At 64.4% G+C, this 21,993-nt stretch carries 14 protein-coding genes and 1 CRISPR repeat array; of the genes, 12 read left to right on the plus strand and 2 right to left on the minus strand.

Going from position 1 to position 21,993, the window contains the following annotated elements; all coding sequences use genetic code 11:
• Window positions 1-158: 158 nt before the first annotated feature.
• From ACYQ07_RS04505 to ACYQ07_RS04560, 12 genes are all read left to right on the plus strand, one after another.
• The gene (locus ACYQ07_RS04505; protein ID WP_459877968.1) at window positions 159-623 is read left to right on the plus strand and encodes a hypothetical protein; all 465 of its coding nucleotides are present in this window, start codon (window positions 159-161) and stop codon (window positions 621-623) included.
• Between the two features lie 118 nt (window positions 624-741).
• Window positions 742-2,571, plus strand: a complete 1,830-nt coding sequence (locus ACYQ07_RS04510; protein ID WP_459877971.1) for an ABC transporter substrate-binding protein — start codon at window positions 742-744, stop codon at window positions 2,569-2,571.
• 91 nt (window positions 2,572-2,662) lie between these two features.
• Window positions 2,663-3,637, plus strand: coding sequence for an ABC transporter permease (locus tag ACYQ07_RS04515; RefSeq protein ID WP_459877974.1), 975 nt, complete (start codon window positions 2,663-2,665; stop codon window positions 3,635-3,637).
• Window positions 3,637-4,767, plus strand: coding sequence for an ABC transporter permease (locus tag ACYQ07_RS04520; protein WP_459877977.1), 1,131 nt, complete (start codon window positions 3,637-3,639; stop codon window positions 4,765-4,767). Before ACYQ07_RS04515 ends, ACYQ07_RS04520 begins: the two co-directional genes overlap by 1 nt.
• A 4-nt stretch (window positions 4,768-4,771) precedes the next feature.
• Complete coding sequence (locus ACYQ07_RS04525) at window positions 4,772-5,827, plus strand: ABC transporter ATP-binding protein (protein ID WP_459877980.1); 1,056 nt, start codon at window positions 4,772-4,774, stop codon at window positions 5,825-5,827.
• Window positions 5,820-7,142, plus strand: a complete 1,323-nt coding sequence (locus tag ACYQ07_RS04530; protein ID WP_459877983.1) for an ABC transporter ATP-binding protein — start codon at window positions 5,820-5,822, stop codon at window positions 7,140-7,142. Before ACYQ07_RS04525 ends, ACYQ07_RS04530 begins: the two co-directional genes overlap by 8 nt.
• A 353-nt stretch (window positions 7,143-7,495) precedes the next feature.
• Window positions 7,496-8,467 carry a 4-hydroxy-tetrahydrodipicolinate synthase gene (gene dapA, locus ACYQ07_RS04535; RefSeq protein WP_459877986.1) on the plus strand — a complete coding sequence of 324 codons (972 nt, stop codon included), beginning with the start codon at window positions 7,496-7,498 and terminating at the stop codon, window positions 8,465-8,467.
• Window positions 8,464-9,279, plus strand: coding sequence for a 4-hydroxy-tetrahydrodipicolinate reductase (dapB, locus tag ACYQ07_RS04540; protein WP_459877989.1), 816 nt, complete (start codon window positions 8,464-8,466; stop codon window positions 9,277-9,279). The genes dapA and dapB overlap by 4 nt, the downstream gene beginning before the upstream one ends.
• Window positions 9,280-9,326: 47 nt before the next feature.
• A complete protein-coding gene (locus ACYQ07_RS04545) occupies window positions 9,327-10,166 on the plus strand; it encodes a 2,3,4,5-tetrahydropyridine-2,6-dicarboxylate N-succinyltransferase (protein ID WP_459877992.1) in 840 nt (279 codons plus the stop codon).
• Window positions 10,163-11,506, plus strand: coding sequence for a diaminopimelate decarboxylase (gene lysA / locus ACYQ07_RS04550; protein WP_459877994.1), 1,344 nt, complete (start codon window positions 10,163-10,165; stop codon window positions 11,504-11,506). The genes ACYQ07_RS04545 and lysA overlap by 4 nt, the downstream gene beginning before the upstream one ends.
• A complete protein-coding gene (gene dapF, locus ACYQ07_RS04555; RefSeq protein ID WP_459877996.1) occupies window positions 11,503-12,447 on the plus strand; it encodes a diaminopimelate epimerase in 945 nt (314 codons plus the stop codon). Before lysA ends, dapF begins: the two co-directional genes overlap by 4 nt.
• Window positions 12,444-13,679: a M20/M25/M40 family metallo-hydrolase gene (locus tag ACYQ07_RS04560; protein WP_459877999.1), complete on the plus strand. Its 1,236-nt coding sequence runs from the start codon at window positions 12,444-12,446 to the stop codon at window positions 13,677-13,679. The genes dapF and ACYQ07_RS04560 overlap by 4 nt, the downstream gene beginning before the upstream one ends.
• Window positions 13,680-13,774: 95 nt before the next feature.
• A CRISPR array of direct repeats spans window positions 13,775-20,625; the repeat unit is 30 nt; unit sequence GCTTCAACCCCACAAGGGTTCGTCTGAAAC.
• Between the two features lie 114 nt (window positions 20,626-20,739).
• Here the strand turns inward: ACYQ07_RS04560 and cas2 are convergent.
• Both cas2 and cas1b read right to left on the minus strand, forming a co-directional pair.
• Window positions 20,740-21,000, minus strand: a complete 261-nt coding sequence (cas2, locus tag ACYQ07_RS04565) for a CRISPR-associated endonuclease Cas2 (RefSeq protein ID WP_459878001.1) — start codon at window positions 20,998-21,000, stop codon at window positions 20,740-20,742.
• A complete protein-coding gene (gene cas1b / locus ACYQ07_RS04570) occupies window positions 21,000-21,992 on the minus strand; it encodes a type I-B CRISPR-associated endonuclease Cas1b (protein WP_459878003.1) in 993 nt (330 codons plus the stop codon). The genes cas2 and cas1b overlap by 1 nt, the downstream gene beginning before the upstream one ends.
• Window position 21,993: the final 1 nt, after the last annotated feature.

The raw sequence follows: 21,993 nt of genomic DNA on the forward strand, positions 1-21,993 counted from the left end.
ATGCTGTTCATCCTGCGGCACGAGTTAGGTGCTTTGGGATCCACGGGGCGCTCGGCGGGCGCACGACCGGGAGCGAGGAGGCCGTGCGTTGCCCGGCGACGACGCGAAATAGCTAACTTCGCCGGCCGATACTCCCTTGGACGGTGTCCCTCTCACGCATGGACCTGCCCGTTTCCCTTCGATTCGTCGGCGCCGCCGTCGCCACCGCGGTCGTCGTGTTCGTCGGCGCGCTCCTGATCGGCTCCGGGATCCCCGGCGTCGTCGACGGGTTGTTCCTGATCGGCGTGGTCGCCGCGCTGATCGCCGTGCTGTTCACGCGCCCGTCCGTCTTCCGGAAACGGTCCATTCGCCGGGCCGAGGAGACGGACGACGAGCGCGAGGACGTGCGCTCGGCCGCCGTCGATGAGGGCCGTTCGGATGACGGTAAAACGAGTCACCGGTCGGCGAGGAACGACCGTGCATCCGCGTCGGCGTCCGCCGGCGGACGCCGGCAAGCGGAAACTGACGGGAGCGATTCGGCGAAGCGTGATCCTGCACGAACGATCCGGATCGGGATCGGACTCATCGCATACGCCGGCGTCCTCCTCGGGATTTCGGTGGTTCTGCAGCTTCTTGCGCTGTGATCGAACGTCCGTCCGCTCCGTTCGATTCTAACGGAATATTTGTTGTCTATACTCTCTAATCTTAAATAAGTGGTTATTGGTTAGAAAGGCTTAAATACGACGTTCCGCATCCATGTGTATGCGCCCCAATGGCGAAGGCGGGAGTGCCGAGAGACGGACTGTGTTGAAGACGGTCGCCGCCGCAGGCGCGGTCGGCGTTGCCGGCTGCACTGGTGACGGCGCACCTGCCGAGAATAGCGACCCCAGCGACCCCGCCGGCGACGACGGCGCCGAAAGCCCGGACACCGAGGGGCTGTCGTGGGTCGGTGCACAGTCGAGCGAGGCGCCGAACTACAACGTCTTCCGCGTCACCGACACCACCTCCGGCAACCGTATCACCCGTGTGCAGGACCCCGCATACGCGTTCGATGAGGACAACGAGTTCGTCCCCCGTCTGGTTCGCGACTACGACGTCAACGACGACTTCACCGAGTTCACGTTCACGATCACCGAGCACGGCGAGTGGAGTGACCCGTACGGCGCGATGACCGCCGAGGACTGGGTGTACTCGATCAGCGAGGTCATTCAGGGCGAGGACAACTGGGCTGCCGTCTCGATGGCCGACGACTTCCGAATGCCGATGGACGAGGTTCCGGACGGCTTCGACGTCGCTTCCGAGCCCGAGGAGGAAGACGGAAGCTACGACGTCTGGTTCAACGTGGAACGGACCGGCGAGTACGAGTTCACGATCGAAACTCCCGACTCGTACCCCGCGTTCATCGAGGAGCCGATCCTCTGGGGATTCCAGGAAGTCGTTCCCAAGGACCTGCTCGAACCGTACGTCGAACAACGGGATGGTGCAGGGATAAACGAGGACGACGAGATCCAGTCCCTGTCGTACACCGGCAACCTCGGCGCGTTCGACATCGAGGTGCTGGAGACCGAGGCCCGCATGTTCGCGGTCGCCGACGACGACTACTACCTCACGAACCACGAGGGCTACGAGGACACGCCGTATATGGACGACTGGACCTACCAGGTCATGCGCGAGGAGTCCACCCGCCTCGCGGCGATCCAGGCCGAGGACATCACGGCCACCGGTATTCCTGCTGCACGCGCCGAGGAGTTCGAGGAGCACGACGAGATTCAGGTCATCGGAACCCCGACCGTCTACTGTCAGAGCATGTTCTACAACATGCGTGACGACGGCTGGGAAGCGCTCAACGTCACGGAGGTCCGGCAGGCGCTCACGATGGCGATCGACCGCGAAGAGATCGTCAGCGACATTCGGGAGGGGTACGGCGACGTGGCGCACACCCTCCAGCCGGAGTACTCCGAGTTCTACGACGACTCCGAGGTCGTCGTCTGGGAGTACGACCCCGACGCCGCCCGCGAGCGCATGGCGGAGCACCTCCCGAACCCCTTCCACTACGACGGCGGTCGCGTCGTCGACGGCAACGGTGAGGAGGTCGTGCTCAACTTCGTGTACGGTGACGCCGCGGAGTCGACCGACCTGATGGCCCGCTACATCCAGCAGGAGCTCGACGAGAACCTCGGCATCGACGTCGAGCTCGACCCCGTTCCGTGGAACACGATGCTCGACGAGTACCTGTACAGCACCTCGCGTGAGTGGGCGTTCATGGCGGGTATCGGCCGGAACTCGTATCCCCGAGCGCCCGAGGCGACGGAGGGATACTGGCGGCCCGGCGAGTCCGCGAACGGCTACGGCTACGATGACCCCGAGGGCGTCGCCGACCTCCTCGCGGAGGCCCAACGAATGACCGACCCCGAGGCGCGTCAGGAGAACCTCTCCGAGGTGTACGGCATCCTGAGCGAGGAGCAGCCGTGGGCGTTCCTCTACTTTCCGCAGGACCTCAACGGCTACCGTCACCACGTCGAGCCGACCGAGGACCCGAGCATCGCGTGGGGATACGATATCACCAACTGGGCGATCGAGGACGAGCAGTAACGACGCCCACGAAATAGCCCCGATCGCCGACTAACACCCCGCATGCTGCGGGTCGCCACCAGACTACGACGACTCCCACCGCACACGAATCATGAAAGCATACATCGCAAAGCGGCTGGCGTGGACCATTTTTGCGACGTGGGTCACGCTGACGATCACGTTCCTCCTCCTGGACTTCTCTCCCATCTCCGCCGGCGGAGCGACCTTCATCGACCAGCAGGTCCAGCAGGGGATGGACTACGAGGATGCGGTCGCGCTGTACGAACAGCAGCTCGGCCACGGGGACACCGCTTTGGAGCGGTACGTCTCCTTCCTCACCGGACTGGCCACCCTCGATTGGGGGCTCTCGACGACGTACAACCAGCCGGTGTTCGACGTGATCGCCAACTCGTGGGTCTACTCGTTCCAGTACGCGGTCCCGTCGACGATCATCGCCGTCGTCCTCGGCTTCGCGATCGGCCTCTACTCGGCGACCCACCAGTACACCAAGGGGGACTACGCAGCCACCCTGTTCGCGTTCACGGGGATCAGCCTCCCGAACTTCTGGTTCGCGATCATGTTGATCCTCGTTGGCGGCGTCTGGCTCGGGTGGTTTCCCACCTACTACACGACCGACGTTCCGGGCATCCTCTCGCTCGCGAACGCCCATCAGCTCATCCTGCCGACGGTCGTGTTGACGACGGCGGCGATCGCCTCGCAGATGCGGTACGCGCGTGCGGAGTCACTGGAGTATGTCCACGCCGACTTCGTGAAGACCGCCCGCGCGAAGGGGCTCAGCGAGAACGAGGTGACGATCAAGCACATCTTCCGTCCGGCGATGGTGCCGCTCATCACGATCCTCGTTGGGGACATCCTCGGGCTGATCTTCGCGGGATCGTACATCGTGGAGGTCATCTTCCAGATTCCCGGTCTCGGACTGGTTAGCTATGAGGCCATCATCCAGCAGGACACGCCCCTCGTGCTGGCGACGACGCTGATCCCGGTGTTCATCGCCATCATCGGCAACCTCTGTCAGGACATCGCCTACACGATGCTCGACCCGCGGATCTCCTTCGGTGATCGCTAATGAGTTTGGACACTGACAACGACGTCGGATTCGAGGACATCGACTGGGAACAGCACGAGGAGGCTATCGGCACCTCGAAAACCCGGCTCGGGTTCTTCCTCACGACGGCCGCGACGGTCCTCGGGTGGGTGCTCGACCACCTGTACGGGAATCACCGGCAGCCGATCTTCGAGCTCGATTTGGGCCCGTTCACGTTCGGCCCCAATCCCGGCAACGTCGACTGGCTGTTCATGCTCACACTGGTGGTGATGTTTTTCTTCGTCGTCCTGCCGCTGTACCGCAACCCGCGGATGACGAAACACTACTGGACGGAGTTCAAAAAGAACAAAGCCGCCGTGGTCAGCCTGGCGTTCCTCATCGGCATCTTCGTGCTGGGGGTCATCGGCCCCTTCATCTTCGGGCGGCCGGAGATCGACATCACGAACTCCCACGTGCCGCCCATCTTCATGGATGGGGGCACGTGGGCCCATCCGTTCGGGACGACCCAATCCGGTGAGGACGTCCTCCAGATCGTCGTCGTCGGCATGCGCGTGAGCATGCAGGTCGGGCTCATCGGCATGTTCATCATCATCGTTCTCGCCAGCGCGGTGGGGACGACGGCCGCCTACTTCGGCGGCATGGTCGACGAGGTGCTGATGCGGTTCGTCGACATCATGCTCACCTTCCCGACGTTCTTTTTGATCCTGTTCGTCGTCTACCTGTACGGGGGTGACCTGTTTACGATCATCCTGATTCTCGGGTTGACCACGTGGACGGGCACCTCCCGGCTGGTGCGCTCGGAGGCGCTCCAGCGCAACGAGGAGCAGTATATCACGGCCGCCGAGAACGTCGGGGCAAGCGAGCGCTGGATCATCACCAGACACCTGATCCCGAACGTGTCGAACACGATCATCACGGCGGCGACGCTGGTTATCCCGTCGCTGATCCTCTATGAGGCCGTGCTGGCGTTCCTCGGGTTCGGAGATCCGAACGTCTGGTCGTGGGGACGGGTCATCTCGGAGGGTCGCGGTGACCTCCAGCCTGCCCCATGGATCGCCACGATCCCCGGGATCTTCCTGTTCGTGACGGTATTGGCGTTCAACTTCCTCGGCGACGCGCTGCGGGACGCGCTCGACCCCCGCCACGAGTAACACCATGAGCGAACCACTCCTTTCGATAGCGAACCTGCACACCCAGTTCCACACCGACGAGGGCACGGTCAACGCGGTCGACGGCGTCACGTTCGACATCGACCGCGGCGAAACCGTCTGTGTGGTCGGCGAATCCGGCTCCGGCAAGTCCGTAACGGCCGAGTCGATCACGCGGTTGATCCCGATGCCGCCGGGCGAGATCGCGGAGGGCGCCGTCTACTTCGACGGGCAGGACGTCACGCAGCTCCCGGAGTCGGAGGTGCGAGCGCTTCGCGGCGGTCGCATCGGCCACGTGTTCCAGAACCCGCAAGGGGCGCTCAATCCCGTCTACACGGTCGGCTATCAGATCCGTGAGGCGATCAACGCCCATCAGGACGTGACGAAGGAGGAGGCACGCCAGCAGGCGATCGACCTCCTCGAATCGACGGGTATCCCGGAAGCCGCGACGCGCGTCGACGACTATCCCCACGAGTTCTCCGGCGGGATGAAACAGCGGGTCGTCATCGCCATCGCGCTGGCGTGTGAGCCGGACCTGCTGATCGCCGACGAGCCGACGACGGCGCTCGACGTGACCATCGAGGCGCAGATCCTCGACCTGTTCCGCGACCTCCAAGCGGAGTTCGACATGAGCATCGTCTTCATCACGCACGACCTCGGCGTCGTCGCGGAGATCGCCGACACGGTCGTCGTGATGTACGCGGGGAAGGTGATGGAGGCGGGTGACGCCCACCGCGTCTTCGAGAATCCGGCTCACCCGTACACGAAGGCGCTACTCGAGTGTCTTCCCGGTACGGAGGGCGAGCTCCGGCCGATACCGGGAACCCTCCCGAGCGCCATCGACCCGCCGGACGGCTGCCGATTCGCCGACCGGTGCAACTACGCCATCGACGAGTGCCGAACCGGCGAGCAGCCGCCGCTGCACCACGTCGACGGCGAGGCGCACAATGTCTCGTGTGTCCACTACGGGGGCAGCGCCGGCGGGCTCCCGCCGGTCGACGAGCTCCCGCCGACCGACGAGACGGACGGCGGGTTCGGGCCCACGGGGGTGAGCGATGACTGACCCGATTCTGGCGGTCGACGACCTCAAAAAGCACTTCACGATGACCGAGGGAATCCTCAAAGACGAAGTGGGGACGGTGAAAGCCGTCGACGGGATCACCTTCGAGATCCGCGAGGGGGAGACGTTCGGCATCGTCGGCGAATCCGGCTGTGGAAAGTCGACGGCGGCCCGGTCGATCCTCCGGCTCGACGAGCCGACGGCGGGCGCCGTGCGCTTCGACGGCACCGACATCACGGCGTACGACAGGACGCAGCTGAAGCGGTTCCGCCGGGAGGCGCAGATGATGTTCCAGGATCCGGAGTCGTCGTTCGACCCCCGGATGTCCGTCGGCGAGTCGCTGTCGGAGCCGATGCGCATCCACGGGATGACCGACACGGAGCTGCGCCGGAGCGTCATCAAGCAGCTGTTGGAGCGTGTCGGCCTGCAGGCCGACGACATCGACCGCTATCCCCACGAGTTCTCCGGGGGGCAGAAACAGCGGATCGGGCTGGCTCGCGCGCTGGTGTTGAACCCGCGGCTGCTGGTCGCCGACGAGCCGGTCTCCGCGCTCGACGTGTCGGTCCAGGCGGAGATCCTGCAGCTGATGGGCGACCTGCAGGACGAGTTCGGCCTGTCGATCCTCATCATCAGCCACAACCTCGGCGTCGTCCGGGAGATCTGTGACCGCGTGGGCGTGATGTACCTCGGCGAGATGGTGGAGGTCGGTCCCACGGAGGAGCTGTTCAGCGACCCACAACACCCGTACACGCGGGCGCTCATCTCCGCGATTCCGTCGGCGGACATCACCGAGGAGCGGAGCCGGGTCCACCTGAGCGGCAACGTGCCGGACCCGTCGAACCCGCCGCGCGGCTGCCGGTTCCACACCCGGTGTCCGGAGGTGGTCCCGCCCGAGGAGTACGCGTTCGAGGAGGGGGTCTGGCGGTCGGTGCTCGACGTGAAACGGGGCGTCGAGATGCGTCGGTTCACCGTCGACCGACTGTACGAGCTCGTACACCCCGAGGAGGCGGCCGCCGAGGATGCGGAGATCGCCGAGACGCTGCCGGTCGGCGACGTGGACGAGAGCCTGCGCCGGGAGTACGGCGTTCCGGCGACGCTGTCGGACGCCGACGCGGAGACGGTGTTCGCCGACGCCATCGAGGCGCTTGCGAACGGCGACGTCGAGCGCGCCGGCGAGCGCCTCGACGCGTTCGAGACGGTGTGTCAGCGTGAGCAGCCCGACCTCGTCGAGGTGGGCGACGACCACGTCGCCTCCTGTCACCTCACGGAACAGGCCGAGGACGAGCGCCCGGTTTCGGAAGTCGGCGTCTCGGACTGACCAGCCGCCGATTTTTCTCCTCTCCCGTCGAACCGGACCGACGAGGCGCAACGGTTAACTTTACGACGGCCACACCATCGGGTGTGACTCACTCCGCGTCCCTTCGCGGCTCGCCGCTCGGGCCAGCGACGCGGCTCTTCTCGAAAAAACGCGCGTGATGCGTCCGACGGCGGGAGTGGCGACCCCGTCCCGGACGACCCCCGACACGCGCCGTTTTCCGACCGACGACGGCCGGCGTCCGCGATGACGCCGGTCGCGCGCGGCGGCACGCGCTCACCGTCGCACAGGACGTTCCGACACGACATCCTGACCACGTCCACCAGACCACATCGACCACACCACATCCACCAACCATGCCAAACACCAGCACGACAACACCGTACACGACCGACGACGCAGCCACTGACGAAGCGACCGACGAACCGTTCGAGGGGGTCTACCCTGCGATGACCACTCCGTTCACGGCCGACAACGAGGTCGACCACGAGCAGCTCGCCGACAATGCCCGCTATCTGGAGGCGGCCGGCGTCGACGGGCTCGTCCCGGTCGGCTCCACGGGGGAGTCGGCGACGATGAGCCACGACGAGCACGTCGACGTGATCGAGACGGTTGCGGCCGCCGTCGAGGACGTGCCCGTCATCGCCGGAACCGGCTCGAACAATACGGCCGAGGCGCTCTCGCTGTCCGAGCGCGCTGCCGACGCCGGAGCCGATGGCCTGCTGCTCATCTCGCCGTACTACAACAAGCCGGAGCCGCAGGGCTTCCTCGACCACTATCAGACCGTGGCCGACGCCGTCGACCTGCCGCAGATCGTCTACAACGTCCCCTCGCGGACGGGGCGGTCGATTCCGGTCGACGTGACGGTCGAGCTTGCCGAGCATCCGAACATTCAGGGGTACAAGGCGGCCTCCGGCGACCTCGGGCTCATCAGCGAGGTCGTCGAGCGCACGCGTGAGGAGACGTTCTCCGTCCTCTCGGGTGACGACCCGCTCACGCTCCCGATGGTCTCGGTCGGCGCCACGGGCACGATCAGCGTCGTCGCCAACGTCGAACCGGAGCGCACCTGCGCGATGGTTGGCTCGGCGCTCGCCGGCGACTACGACCGCGCCCGCGAGCTCCACCACGAGCTCGCGCCGCTGTGTCGCCAGCTGTTCGTCGAGACCAACCCGATCCCGGTGAAGGAGGCGATGCACCTCCGCGGGATGGGCGAACCGCACGTCCGCTCGCCGCTGACGCGCCTCTCCGAGGAGCACCGCGAGGACCTCCGTGAGACGCTTGCGGAATACGAGGGCGGCGAGCCGGAGCCGGTGGAGGCGGAACGATGACCGCGGCCGACGGCGACGACGGCGGCGACGGCGAGACTCTCCGCGTTGCCGTCACCGGCGCCGGCGGGCGCATGGGGCGTGAGGTGATCGAGGCGGCGACTGCGCGACCGGGCGTCGAGGTCGTGCTCGCGGTCAACCGCACGGAGACGGAGCCGGTGGCAGGCGTCGCCGTCGACGACGCCGACCGGCTCGACGAGCTGCTCGCGGACACGGACCCGGACGTGCTGGTCGACTTCACGGGCCCCTCGTCGGCGGCCGCCTACGCCGAGGCGTGTGCCGAGGCGGGCGTGCCCGTCGTGACGGGAACGACCGGCTTCGACTCCTCCGGCACGGAGCGGCTTCGAGCGGTCAGCCGGCAGGTACCCTTATTAAAGGCGTCCAACTTCGCGCGCGGCGTAGCCGCGCTCCGGCGAGCGGTCCGCGAGGCGGTCGCCGCGGTGCCGGGCTACGACGTGGAGCTCACCGAGACGCACCACAACGGAAAGCGGGACGCTCCCTCAGGCACCGCGAAGACGATCCTCGGGGACGTAGAAGACGTGCGTGAGGGTCTCGACGAGCGCGTCCACGGCCGGGAGGGCGACGCCCCGCGGTCGGCCGGCGAGGTCGGCGTCCACGCGCGACGCGCCGGCGACGTGACCGGCGAACACGAGGTGCTGCTCGCGGGTAACCGCGAGACGCTGGAGTTGACCCACCGTGCCGGCGACCGCGGCGTGTTCGCCGAGGGGGCGCTCGACGCCGCGTCGTGGCTCGTCGGCCGGGACCCCGGTCGCTACGACTTCGACGACGTGCTCGACGGAGATGCACGCGAATAATCACCGAACCGAATCCTAAATACCACCACTCATCCACATACGACACAATGACGCTACAATCCGACGTATCCGACCTTTGGCGACGCTATCAGCAAGGACTTTCGGCCGACCAGACGACGACTGACGACGAAGCCGTTCTCGAGGCGTTCCTCGAGGAGCTTGAGGCGGGCGAGGTGCGCGCCGCCGAGAAGACCGGCCGCGACGTGACCTCCTGGGAGGCGAACGAGTGGGTGAAGCGAGGAATCCTCCTCAACTTCGGCCTTCGGAAGACGGAGGCTCGCGAGTACGGCGGAGTCACCTACTACGACGTGCTCCCGCTGCGCGACACCGAGGACCTCGGCGCGCGCGGCACCCGAAACACGCCGGACGGCACCGCGATCCGCCGCGGCGCCTACCTCGGCTCCGACTGCATCATGATGAGCCCCTCGTTCGTCAACATGGGCGCGTACGTCGGCGACGGCACCCTCGTCGACTCCTGTGACACGGTCGGCTCCTGTGCACAGCTCGGCGAGAACGTCAAGCTCGGCGCCAACACCCTGATCGGCGGCGTGCTCGAACCCGTCGAGGACGCCCCCGTGATCATCGAGGACGGCGTCTCGCTGGGTGCCGGCTGCCGGGTTACCTCCGGCTTCCGTGTGGGCGAGAACTCCATCGTCGGCGAGAACACGCTGCTCACCCCCCGAATCCCCGTCTACGACCTCGTCGAGGAGGAGGTCGTCTACGGTCACCTCCCCGCCGAGCGCCGCGCGTTCACCCGGATGGTGGAGTCGTCCGTCGGCGACCACGAGCTGTTCGAGGGCGGCGCCTACAAGCCCGCCGTCGTCGCCACCCACGTCGAGGAGGAGACGCTGGAGGCGACCCGGCGCGAGGACGCGCTCCGCGAATGAGCGATCCCGACTCGAACGGAGCGTCCGCTAACCCCCCTGTCCGTCGGCTCGCCGACTGGGACGCCGAGCGTCTCTCCGGGCTCGCGGCTGAACATGGCACGCCGCTGTACGTCCAGGACCTCGACCGCGTCCGCGAGAACTGCGAGCGTCTGCTGTCAGCGTTTCCCGACGCCGACGTACGCTACGCGGTGAAGGCCCACACCGGGCGGGCGGTGCTCGAAGCCGTCCGCGAGGCGGGCCTCGACGCGGAGTGTGCCTCCGCCGGCGAGGTGGACCGCGCGCTCGCCGCCGGCTTCGGCGGCGACCGGCTCCACTACACCGCGGTCAACCCGCCGGCGCGCGACCTCGACTACGTCGTCGCGGCCGCCGAACAGGAGCCCGACCTCACGGTGACCGTCGGCGCCGCCGATACCCTCGACCGACTGGCCGACCGCGGATTCACCGGACGGGTCTGCCTCCGTGTGAATCCGGGCGTCGGTGCGGGCCACCACGAGAAGGTGCGGACGGGCGCCGCCGCGAAGTTCGGCGTCCCCTACGACCGCGCCGCCCGAGTGGCTCGCGAGGCCGCCGAGCGCTTCGACGTGGTCGGCATCCACGCCCACGCCGGCTCGGGAATCGACGCCGACCAACTGGACAGCCACCGCGAACTGGTCTCCCGGATGGGCGATCTGGCGCGGTCGCTGACGACGCCGTCCGATGGTGACGGGGCGGACGCCACTGACGCCGCGAGCGCCGACCCGCTCTACTTGGAGTACGTCGACGTGGGCGGCGGGTTCGGCGTCCCCTACGAGGAGGATGCCCCCGCGCTCGACCTCCCCGCGGTCGCCGAGGCGACGCGGGAGGCCCTCGGCCCGGTGCCGACCGCCGACGGCGAGGGGGAACTCGACCTCGCCGTCGAACCCGGGCGGTACGTCGTCGCGGACGCCGGCGTGCTGCTGACTCGGGTCAACACGACGAAGCCGACGCCGGGCGAGGACGTGGTCGGCGTGGACGCCGGCATGACGGACCTGCTCCGCCCGGCGATGTACGACGCCTACCACCCGATCCGGAATCTTGGTGGGGCTGACGACGAGCCGGCGCCCGCGGAGCGCTCGGCAACCCCTGTCACGGTCGCCGGACCTATCTGTGAGACCGGCGATACCTTCTGTGAGAACCGAGCGATCGCGCGACCGTCCCGTGGGGACCTCCTCGCGGTCGGCATCGCGGGCGCGTACGGATACGAAATGGCACACCAGTACAACTCCAGACCCCGGCCAGCGGAGGTCGTTCTTGACGCCGGCGACGCCCGCGTGGCCCGACGACGCGAGAGCCTCCCCGACCTCGTGGAGGTGGAACGATGAGCATCCACGCCGTCCCCGTCGAGAAGTACCACGGCACGGGCAACGACTTCCTCGTCGTGGACGCGAGTGAGATGATCGCCGACCGCGCCGCCTTCGCGGAGGCCCACTGCGACCGGGAGACGGGTGCCAACGGCGCGTATTTCGGCGCGAACGGCGGCGCCAACGACGACGACCGCCTCGGCGCCGACGGCGTCCTCTTTTTGAGCATCGAGGAGCGCTACCGCCCGACTCGGGTCGTCATGACGCTGGTCCAGCCGGACGGCTCCACGGCCGCGATGTGTGGCAACGGCGCCCGCGTCGTCGCCCGATGGGCCCACGACCGCACCGGCGAGACGGAGTTCATGATCGACACCCAGGCGGGCACCCGTCGGGCAACGGTCACGTCGGACGGCAGCGAGGCGACCATCGAGATGGGCGTCCCGCGATTCGCACCCGGCGACGTTCCGGTCGACACCGACGAACCGCTCGTCGAAGCGCCCGTGGAGGGGCTTACCGTCACGGCCGTCAACACGGGCGTCCCCCATGCGGTCGCGTTCGTCGAGGACGTGGACGAGATCGACCTGGAGACCGCTGCGCCGCCGGTTCGGCACGCGCCGATCTTCCCCGATGGCGCGAACGTCAACCTCGTGACGGTGGTCGAGGACGGGTTCGGAAACACGCCCAAGTGCGATTCGGAAGCGGGTGAAGACGCCGACGTGACCCCCGTCATCGCCCAGCGGACCTTCGAGCGCGGCGTCGAGGGTGAGACGCGTTCTTGTGGTACGGGTGCGGTGGCGGTCGCCGCCGTCGCCCGCCGACTCGGACTGGTCGACGGGGAGACGATCCGCATCCGTCCGCCGGGCGGCGAACTGGCGATCGAGGTGCCGGAGGGCGAAGCCGCCACCCTCACGGGACCGGTCACCCACGAGTTCTCGGGTGAACTGCCCGCTGATCCGCGATGAGCGGAGGGTCATCCGACCCCGCCGAGGCGTTCGATCCCGTCGCCTTCCTCGCGGACGCCGTGCGCGTCCCCTCGAATGAGGACGTGATAGACATGCGCGACCTGCTCCTCGCCACGCTTGCGGAGTACGGCGTCGACGCCGAGGTCGTGGACGGCAGCTGCGTGGTCGCCGAGAAAACGTCGCCGAACCCCGAGGCAGGACCACACCTCGTCTTCAACACCCACATCGACACCGTCAGCCCGCACATCCCGTTCGAGCGCGGACCGTGCGAGGGCGGCGAGTGTCCGCCGGCGGACGGAGCGGCGGACTCCGATTCCACCGCAGCGACCGAGGTGATCCGCGGTCGCGGTTCCTGTGACGCGAAGGGGCCGCTCGCGGCGCTACTCGCCGCGTTCCTGCGAGCGGAGCCCGAGAGGGGGCGGGTCACCCTAGCGATCACGCCCGACGAGGAGGTGCTGTCGCTCGGCGCCGCCGAACTGCTCGGGCTGCTCCCCGGCAGCGAGAACCGGCTGTCCGACGCCGATTGCGTGGTCGTCGGCGAGCCGACGGGGCTCGACGTTTGTACGGCCGCGAAGGGGCGCTTTCAGGGCACGCTTCACCTCTCGGGCGTCGCCGCCCACGCCGCGGAGTTCGCGGGCGTGAACGCGGTCGCGGCCGCCGAGGACGCGCTCTGCGCGGTACGGACGTTCGACGACGATGCCGAGACACACCCACAGCTCGGCGACCCGAAGCTCACGCCGACCGTCATCGAAGGTGGCGAGTCCACCAATCAGGTGCCGGCCGACTGCGAGCTCGTTCTCGACCGCCGGAGCGTTCCCCCGGAGACCGCCGAGGGGTTCCGGTCGTCATTGGTGGACGCCGTGCGCGGAGAGGTGGCCGATGGGGTTGGTGTGGAGTTCGCGCTCACCGACCGCGAGTCCCCGTTCTTCGAGGCGTTCTCGACCGACACGGACCACGAACTGGTCCGGACGATGGCGAACGCCGCGAGCGCGGCGGTCAACGACCGGGACGCACCCGGCGTGTCCGCCGACGGGGGCGGCGACGTGCGCCCCTTCGGCGCCGCCACGGAGGCCTCCTACTTCGCGCCCGTGCCGACGGTCGTGTTCGGGCCCGGCGATCTCGCGGACGACGCGGGCGCCGTGGCGCACGCCGAGCGCGAGTACGTCCGCGTGCCGGCGGTCGAGGCCGCCGCCGCCGCCGTGACGCGAGCGGTGGACGGGCTGCTCGGATAGCGGGCTTCTGGGCGTCGTCTACCTGACCGTGGTTCAACCTCGCAAGGTTCGTCTGAAACCACCCGTGTCGAGATCAGCCAGCTCGGACGCTGGTATGCTCCAACCCACAAGGGTTCGTCTGAAACGCCCGGTCGCCGTCCCGCTCTCTGCGCCCTCCTCGCTGCTTCAACCCCACAAGGGTTCGTCTGAAACCGACAGCGCTCCCTTCGTCTCGCCGTTGAGACGGTCGCTTCAACCCCACAAGGGTTCGTCTGAAACCGGCGGCCCAGTTGTTGCTCTGAGCGACGACGACGCTTCAACCCCACAAGGGTTCGTCTGAAACTCGATCCCGATGTTGCTGCTGAGCAGTTGGACGTTGCTTCAACCCCACAAGGGTTCGTCTGAAACTGTTGATGACCCGAAGCGCTCACAACGATGCGATGCTTCAACCCCACAAGGGTTCGTCTGAAACGCCGAGCAGCTCGACGAGCACCAAGAGAACGGTGACGCTTCAACCCCACAAGGGTTCGTCTGAAACACGTCGCGAGGCGAGGTGACGAAGGCGCTCAGAGAGCTTCAACCCCACAAGGGTTCGTCTGAAACGCCAGCGTCGAGGACGACGGCGACACGCCAGAACAGGCTTCAACCCCACAAGGGTTCGTCTGAAACGGGGTCCACATCGAGGGCCGGCTGTTCATCGACGGCGCTTCAACCCCACAAGGGTTCGTCTGAAACCGACGAGGAGATCCCGAACATCCAGATGGTGCGGGTGCTTCAACCCCACAAGGGTTCGTCTGAAACCGCTTGGTGTTTGTCGTGTGCGACGACCCGCGCCCGCTTCAACCCCACAAGGGTTCGTCTGAAACTCCGCTCCTCAGGCCCGAGTTTGGCGAGCGGCTGCTTCAACCCCACAAGGGTTCGTCTGAAACGTGTGCTCAGTTCGTTCTCCATCGGCGGTGACGTGACGCTTCAACCCCACAAGGGTTCGTCTGAAACACCCCCCCGACCCGGATGCGGGGTTGGTCTCAACCCGCTTCAACCCCACAAGGGTTCGTCTGAAACGACCTGGAGGGCTTCGAGCGCACCGGCGAGCTCGAAGCTTCAACCCCACAAGGGTTCGTCTGAAACACAACTCGAACGGGTCGATCGTCGTCTTCTCTGGGCCGCTTCAACCCCACAAGGGTTCGTCTGAAACCTCCACGAGTACGTCCGCGCCGTCGTCGTCGGGGACGCTTCAACCCCACAAGGGTTCGTCTGAAACCTCACGTTCCTCTTCGGTGAGTTCCTCGTTGGCCGGCTTCAACCCCACAAGGGTTCGTCTGAAACAGCGAGCTCACCTCGCCGATCTGGTACTGCTTGCGGCTTCAACCCCACAAGGGTTCGTCTGAAACGCCTTGATCGTCGTGGTCGTGTGTCGTGGTCATGCGTGCTTCAACCCCACAAGGGTTCGTCTGAAACCTGCCTACGGCTCTATTCCCTTCGGCTTCGTATCCGCTTCAACCCCACAAGGGTTCGTCTGAAACCGCCGGCGCCTGACGGCTTGCATCAATGCCTGTCTGGCTTCAACCCCACAAGGGTTCGTCTGAAACTTGTCGCAGGAGTCCGTACGGCTCCGTGATGGCGTGCTTCAACCCCACAAGGGTTCGTCTGAAACCAGGCCATCCGTTCTTGGATGCCGCTCTTGGTCATGCTTCAACCCCACAAGGGTTCGTCTGAAACGAGAGAGGGCGACTACGACGGCGTCGAGGAGTTCCAAGCTTCAACCCCACAAGGGTTCGTCTGAAACTCCGCTGCTGACTCCATGCTCGACCGTCCCCTGGAGGCTTCAACCCCACAAGGGTTCGTCTGAAACAACCGTCGATGGGGTCGGGCCGTCACGGGCGGCGGCTTCAACCCCACAAGGGTTCGTCTGAAACATGCTGAGATCGAGAGGACTCACATTGACAACCCCGGCTTCAACCCCACAAGGGTTCGTCTGAAACTGGAAGTCGCTCAAATCGCACGTGAGCGGCCTACAGGCTTCAACCCCACAAGGGTTCGTCTGAAACCAGGAGAACGATAGGCACCAATTCCATGGCGCCCCCGCTTCAACCCCACAAGGGTTCGTCTGAAACGAGCCGGTCGCTCGGTGGTCCGATGGCTGAGACGTGGCTTCAACCCCACAAGGGTTCGTCTGAAACCGTTCCCAGATGTTGGGAATGCTACAGATGGCCTACGCTTCAACCCCACAAGGGTTCGTCTGAAACTGGCCCAGTTTACTCGGCCTTCCAAGACTAACTGTAGCTTCAACCCCACAAGGGTTCGTCTGAAACATGGGTGTCCTGAATGCGGTAGCTTCCAAGTCGGAGCTTCAACCCCACAAGGGTTCGTCTGAAACTGGTCGGTCTTCTGCTCGGTGACAGCGAGCTCGCCGCTTCAACCCCACAAGGGTTCGTCTGAAACGCTCGTCGGGTTCCTGGTGCTCGGCTGGCTCCGGTCGCTTCAACCCCACAAGGGTTCGTCTGAAACCGACGCGGAGATCCTCGAGACGAAGGCCGACGCCGAGCTTCAACCCCACAAGGGTTCGTCTGAAACTACCGCTGCCATCATGACGACGCAAACACAGACGGAGCTTCAACCCCACAAGGGTTCGTCTGAAACGCCGACGAGCTGGAGGACCGCGAGGTGGTGGAGGCGTGCTTCAACCCCACAAGGGTTCGTCTGAAACATGGCCGACTGCGGCATGACCCAGAGCGAGATCGGGGCTTCAACCCCACAAGGGTTCGTCTGAAACTCTCCCAGAGCTACCGCCGAGCCTTCGGTGACGAGCTTCAACCCCACAAGGGTTCGTCTGAAACAATCCCTTTCGCCATCACCTTGTTGATGAGCACCGCGCTTCAACCCCACAAGGGTTCGTCTGAAACGAGTATCTGAACCGTCTCGTCACGGGTCGGGACATGCTTCAACCCCACAAGGGTTCGTCTGAAACCCTTTCGCCCGACGTCGACGCAGCTCGGATTGTGTGCTTCAACCCCACAAGGGTTCGTCTGAAACACGACGGCGTCCACGACGACACGTCCGTCCCCGGAGCTTCAACCCCACAAGGGTTCGTCTGAAACGTCATGGGAGGCGATCAACTTCGGGGCCGGATCGGTCGCTTCAACCCCACAAGGGTTCGTCTGAAACTCGGCCAGCGGCCCGGTCGCGTCGGTGTCGTAGTCGCTTCAACCCCACAAGGGTTCGTCTGAAACTCGCCGGCGCGCTGTGGGTGCTCGTGGCCTATCTCACGCTTCAACCCCACAAGGGTTCGTCTGAAACTGCGGCGTCGCCGAGCACGGTCATCGTCTGGCCGATGCTTCAACCCCACAAGGGTTCGTCTGAAACTGGCCTGGCTCCGCGCGAACGACGGCCTCTATCTGCTTCAACCCCACAAGGGTTCGTCTGAAACGTTGTTGACATCGAACCGTGTCGCTGGCCGACGCCCGCTTCAACCCCACAAGGGTTCGTCTGAAACGCATGTGTGAGTTGCGACGTGTGAAGTATTAAGTATGCTTCAACCCCACAAGGGTTCGTCTGAAACAGAGCCGGCGAGATGACGGTTCAGTATATCGACGGCGCTTCAACCCCACAAGGGTTCGTCTGAAACGAGATGTACACCGGGTGCGACTCCATGCTCACGCCGCTTCAACCCCACAAGGGTTCGTCTGAAACGACCCGCAGATGGCCGCGAAGACGGTCGGGATGCTTCAACCCCACAAGGGTTCGTCTGAAACCTGCGCTACTTCCGCGACGCGCACCTTTCGAAGATGGCTTCAACCCCACAAGGGTTCGTCTGAAACTCGCCACGCCCGAGGGTGGCGTCCAGATCATCAAGGCTTCAACCCCACAAGGGTTCGTCTGAAACGATGGCCTGCGACGGTGCGACGGCCGCGCGGATTAAGCTTCAACCCCACAAGGGTTCGTCTGAAACGTGTTCTACGTCCCCGGGCGGAACGTCACCAAGGCTGCTTCAACCCCACAAGGGTTCGTCTGAAACCGCCGACACCATCGCCGACGGCGTGCTCGGCGTCGGCTTCAACCCCACAAGGGTTCGTCTGAAACCCGATGCTGTTTCTCTATACGCGTATCATGTACGAGGCTTCAACCCCACAAGGGTTCGTCTGAAACGCTCTGAAAGACTCGGCAGGGCGTCGTTCGGGTCGTCGCTTCAACCCCACAAGGGTTCGTCTGAAACACCACGGTTACACCTCTCAACAACACTGTAACCAGCTTCAACCCCACAAGGGTTCGTCTGAAACGACCTCGTACAGCGACTCGACTACACGATCACCGACGCTTCAACCCCACAAGGGTTCGTCTGAAACTCCGAGTACCGCCGAGAGCATCGAAGAGTGGTACGAGCTTCAACCCCACAAGGGTTCGTCTGAAACTTGGTCCGCCGTGGTCGGGATAAGGCGCTCGACGAGCTTCAACCCCACAAGGGTTCGTCTGAAACCCACGTCCGCAACCCCGGCCGCGGCCGTCGCGGCCGGCTTCAACCCCACAAGGGTTCGTCTGAAACCGCGCGTACAGCGCCGGCCGCACTCCGGACACCGGCTTCAACCCCACAAGGGTTCGTCTGAAACCGCTATCATGCTCGAATCGGATGTCCTGGCGGTATTGGCTTCAACCCCACAAGGGTTCGTCTGAAACCACTTCGACACCATCGTCCCGGGCGCGCAGTTCGCTTCAACCCCACAAGGGTTCGTCTGAAACTATACCGTGCGTGCGGCGCGTCTCTCGTCGTGAATTTGCTTCAACCCCACAAGGGTTCGTCTGAAACCACCACGTACGTGGACGAACAGGGCGGAGAGATCATCGCTTCAACCCCACAAGGGTTCGTCTGAAACTGCCCACGCGGTCTGCGTCATGTCCGCAACCTCGAGCTTCAACCCCACAAGGGTTCGTCTGAAACGGTGGCCCTATCTGTCTTACTGTTAACTGTTAATGGGCTTCAACCCCACAAGGGTTCGTCTGAAACTCCCCGCACGGTACCCCCCGATTCAGTAAGTGGGCTGCTTCAACCCCACAAGGGTTCGTCTGAAACCCGGCGAGCCCTGCTTCCGGCACGGGGGTGACGGCGCTTCAACCCCACAAGGGTTCGTCTGAAACTCGTCTTTTTTGAGTTCTCCATCGACCGCTTGTCGAGCTTCAACCCCACAAGGGTTCGTCTGAAACAAGTCCTCGGGTGAAGTCCACAGCAACGCGGCGACCATGCCGCTTCAACCCCACAAGGGTTCGTCTGAAACCGTGTTGTCGTCACTCCCGCCGTATGCGACGTAAGCTTCAACCCCACAAGGGTTCGTCTGAAACCACACCCGCGCATGTGGTCGCCGGTAAACGTCGCGCTTCAACCCCACAAGGGTTCGTCTGAAACAGGTCACACGTCGCAACTCACACGTATGCGCGTGTGCTTCAACCCCACAAGGGTTCGTCTGAAACTGACTGTCAATTTCGTGAGTGCTACTCTCGTCATGGCTTCAACCCCACAAGGGTTCGTCTGAAACTTGTCCTTGTCCATCGTCTACCTCACCATAGCGAGGCTTCAACCCCACAAGGGTTCGTCTGAAACCAGGCACACCAAGAATCCCGCTAATCCACTCGTCGATGCTTCAACCCCACAAGGGTTCGTCTGAAACCGTCAGACCACCTCACACGGCTGCTCTTCGGAAAGCTTCAACCCCACAAGGGTTCGTCTGAAACCACATCCGAGATACGCTCGCGCATGGAGTCGGTGATGCTTCAACCCCACAAGGGTTCGTCTGAAACGTCGGGGACGTCGTCTTCGTCGAGCCAGATCATCGGGCTTCAACCCCACAAGGGTTCGTCTGAAACGAAGCTGATCGCGGGCCCGGCGCCGGTGAAGATGGTGCTTCAACCCCACAAGGGTTCGTCTGAAACTCGTCCTCGCTCGACGAGCGCTCTATCGAGATGAGCGCTTCAACCCCACAAGGGTTCGTCTGAAACTCGTCGAACTCCGGAACGTGGACGTCCACCTCCGCGCTTCAACCCCACAAGGGTTCGTCTGAAACTGTAGTTGTCGTCGCTCTGCGGCTCGCTCCGCGTGCTTCAACCCCACAAGGGTTCGTCTGAAACCAAGAGGCCGTAGTGAACGCGCAGGCCGAGGCGTCCGCTTCAACCCCACAAGGGTTCGTCTGAAACCGATGTAGTACACCGTCTCCGCGAACGGTTCGGCGGTGCTTCAACCCCACAAGGGTTCGTCTGAAACGGCGGTCACCGAACGATCTCTACCATCGTCAAGGCGCTTCAACCCCACAAGGGTTCGTCTGAAACTCGACGCGTTCACGTATAGCGTGTCGCTCGGGGCGCTTCAACCCCACAAGGGTTCGTCTGAAACGAGCGTGGGACTGAGGGGTTCATCATGCACCCACAGGCTTCAACCCCACAAGGGTTCGTCTGAAACCCGGCGCGACCGCCTCAATGCTCGGTGCTGACTTCGCTTCAACCCCACAAGGGTTCGTCTGAAACGCGGAGCCGGTTGAGATATCGGTCGAAGCGTGGGTCGCTTCAACCCCACAAGGGTTCGTCTGAAACCGAGGACATTCCCGGAGAGACCTACATTTGGACACGCTTCAACCCCACAAGGGTTCGTCTGAAACCGACGAGGAGGACATCACGACGCACTCCTTCAAGGAGCTTCAACCCCACAAGGGTTCGTCTGAAACAGCTCGGGATCTCGGCCAGCGGTTGTACCTCTCGAAGCTTCAACCCCACAAGGGTTCGTCTGAAACCGTGCTTGAGTGTGAGAGGTACGAGACATGATCGAGCTTCAACCCCACAAGGGTTCGTCTGAAACGATGGCCGGCGGGCTCCCGGCCGCCTCGAACACGGGGCTTCAACCCCACAAGGGTTCGTCTGAAACCCATCGCCTCTGGACCCACATCGCGTATCAAGCCCGGCTTCAACCCCACAAGGGTTCGTCTGAAACGGTGGCTAATTTGGTCGCCACACACCCTGTATGGCCCGGTTACACTCAAGCGTTTCCGTCGACCCTCAATAACCCCGGAGCCCCCGGGGGGTCGACGGCGCCCGCCGTCGACACTCAGAGAAACCGGCTGTCTTCGGCGGGGTCCTCACCGTAGACGGTTCGGTCGACGAGCGTTTCGGAGGACAGCTCGTAGATGATCGTACTTTCGCCGTCGATCAGGAGGTCCTCGATGGCGTTTCGGAGCGCAGCGAGGTCACCTTCGGTGATGTGCCCTTCAAGGACCGAGTTCTGTACGTGCGTGAGGTACCGGCGGCAGAGCTTCAGCATGAGTTGGGTTCGGTCCGCCTCCATGTCGTACACCAACACCACGTACATTACCACCACCTCCGGAAGCCTTCGTAGCGCTCGCCGGCGAGGAGGTGCTTTTTCAGTTTGTACGCTTCGAGTCGGAGGAGGTACTGGTAGCTCACGTTCCTGTTCAGCTGCGGATGTTCGACGGTCTCTTCTAAGGTCCGTTCAAACTCCTTCGTGTACGTTTTGCGTCCCGATTCCGAGAGCAGACAGGCACCAACCTCCGAGCGGAAGTCGGCGTCCGAGAGCTGCTGCCGGTTGAACAACCGGAACATCACTCTATCGGCGATCACCGGTTTGAACAGGTCCGCGATGTCGAGCGACAGCGAGTAGCGGCGGTCGCCGGGCGCGTGAAGGTAACTCACGGACGGATCGAGCGCAGTCGCGCGGATCGCGGAGACGCAGTTGGCGTACACGAGCGAGTTCCCGAACGAGATGACGCTGTTGACCTCATCCGTCGGCGGGTCGAATCGGCGACCGGTAAACGGGTAGTCGTCGGGGAGGATGGCCGAGAAAGTGCCGTAGTAGGCCTTCTTGGCCGTGGCTTCAACGCCCATCAGCTCGGAGATATCGTCGGCATCGTCCACGCGTTCGGCGGCCGCGTCGAGGTCGTCGAGCGCGCCGGCGAGGTCGCGTCCCCGACTCTCGTAGTACGACACGTTTGCCCGCATGTTGTGAATGCTTCCCGCGACGAATTGACGGGCGATCCGGAGGCGTTGCTCCTCGTCCTCGTAGGCGTTGACCTGGGCGACGACCGTTCGGCCGGACGTCTGTCCCTTCTCCGGCATGACCGACCCGGCGTAGTAGTCCTTCCACCCGAAAACGTGTGCAGCCACACCTTCGTCGTTCAAAAACGAGACACATCGTGTGTTAAAGTCGATCTGCCCGTGCAGGAACACCGCCTCGGCGTGCTCGACCGGAATGTGTTTTTTGTCACCATCGTCGGTGACCACGCGGAGCGTGTCGTCACGTCGTTCGATGCGTCCGTCGGAAAACACGTGATAGTTCTTGTCCATG

The organism is Halorubrum gandharaense (genome assembly GCF_054654575.1).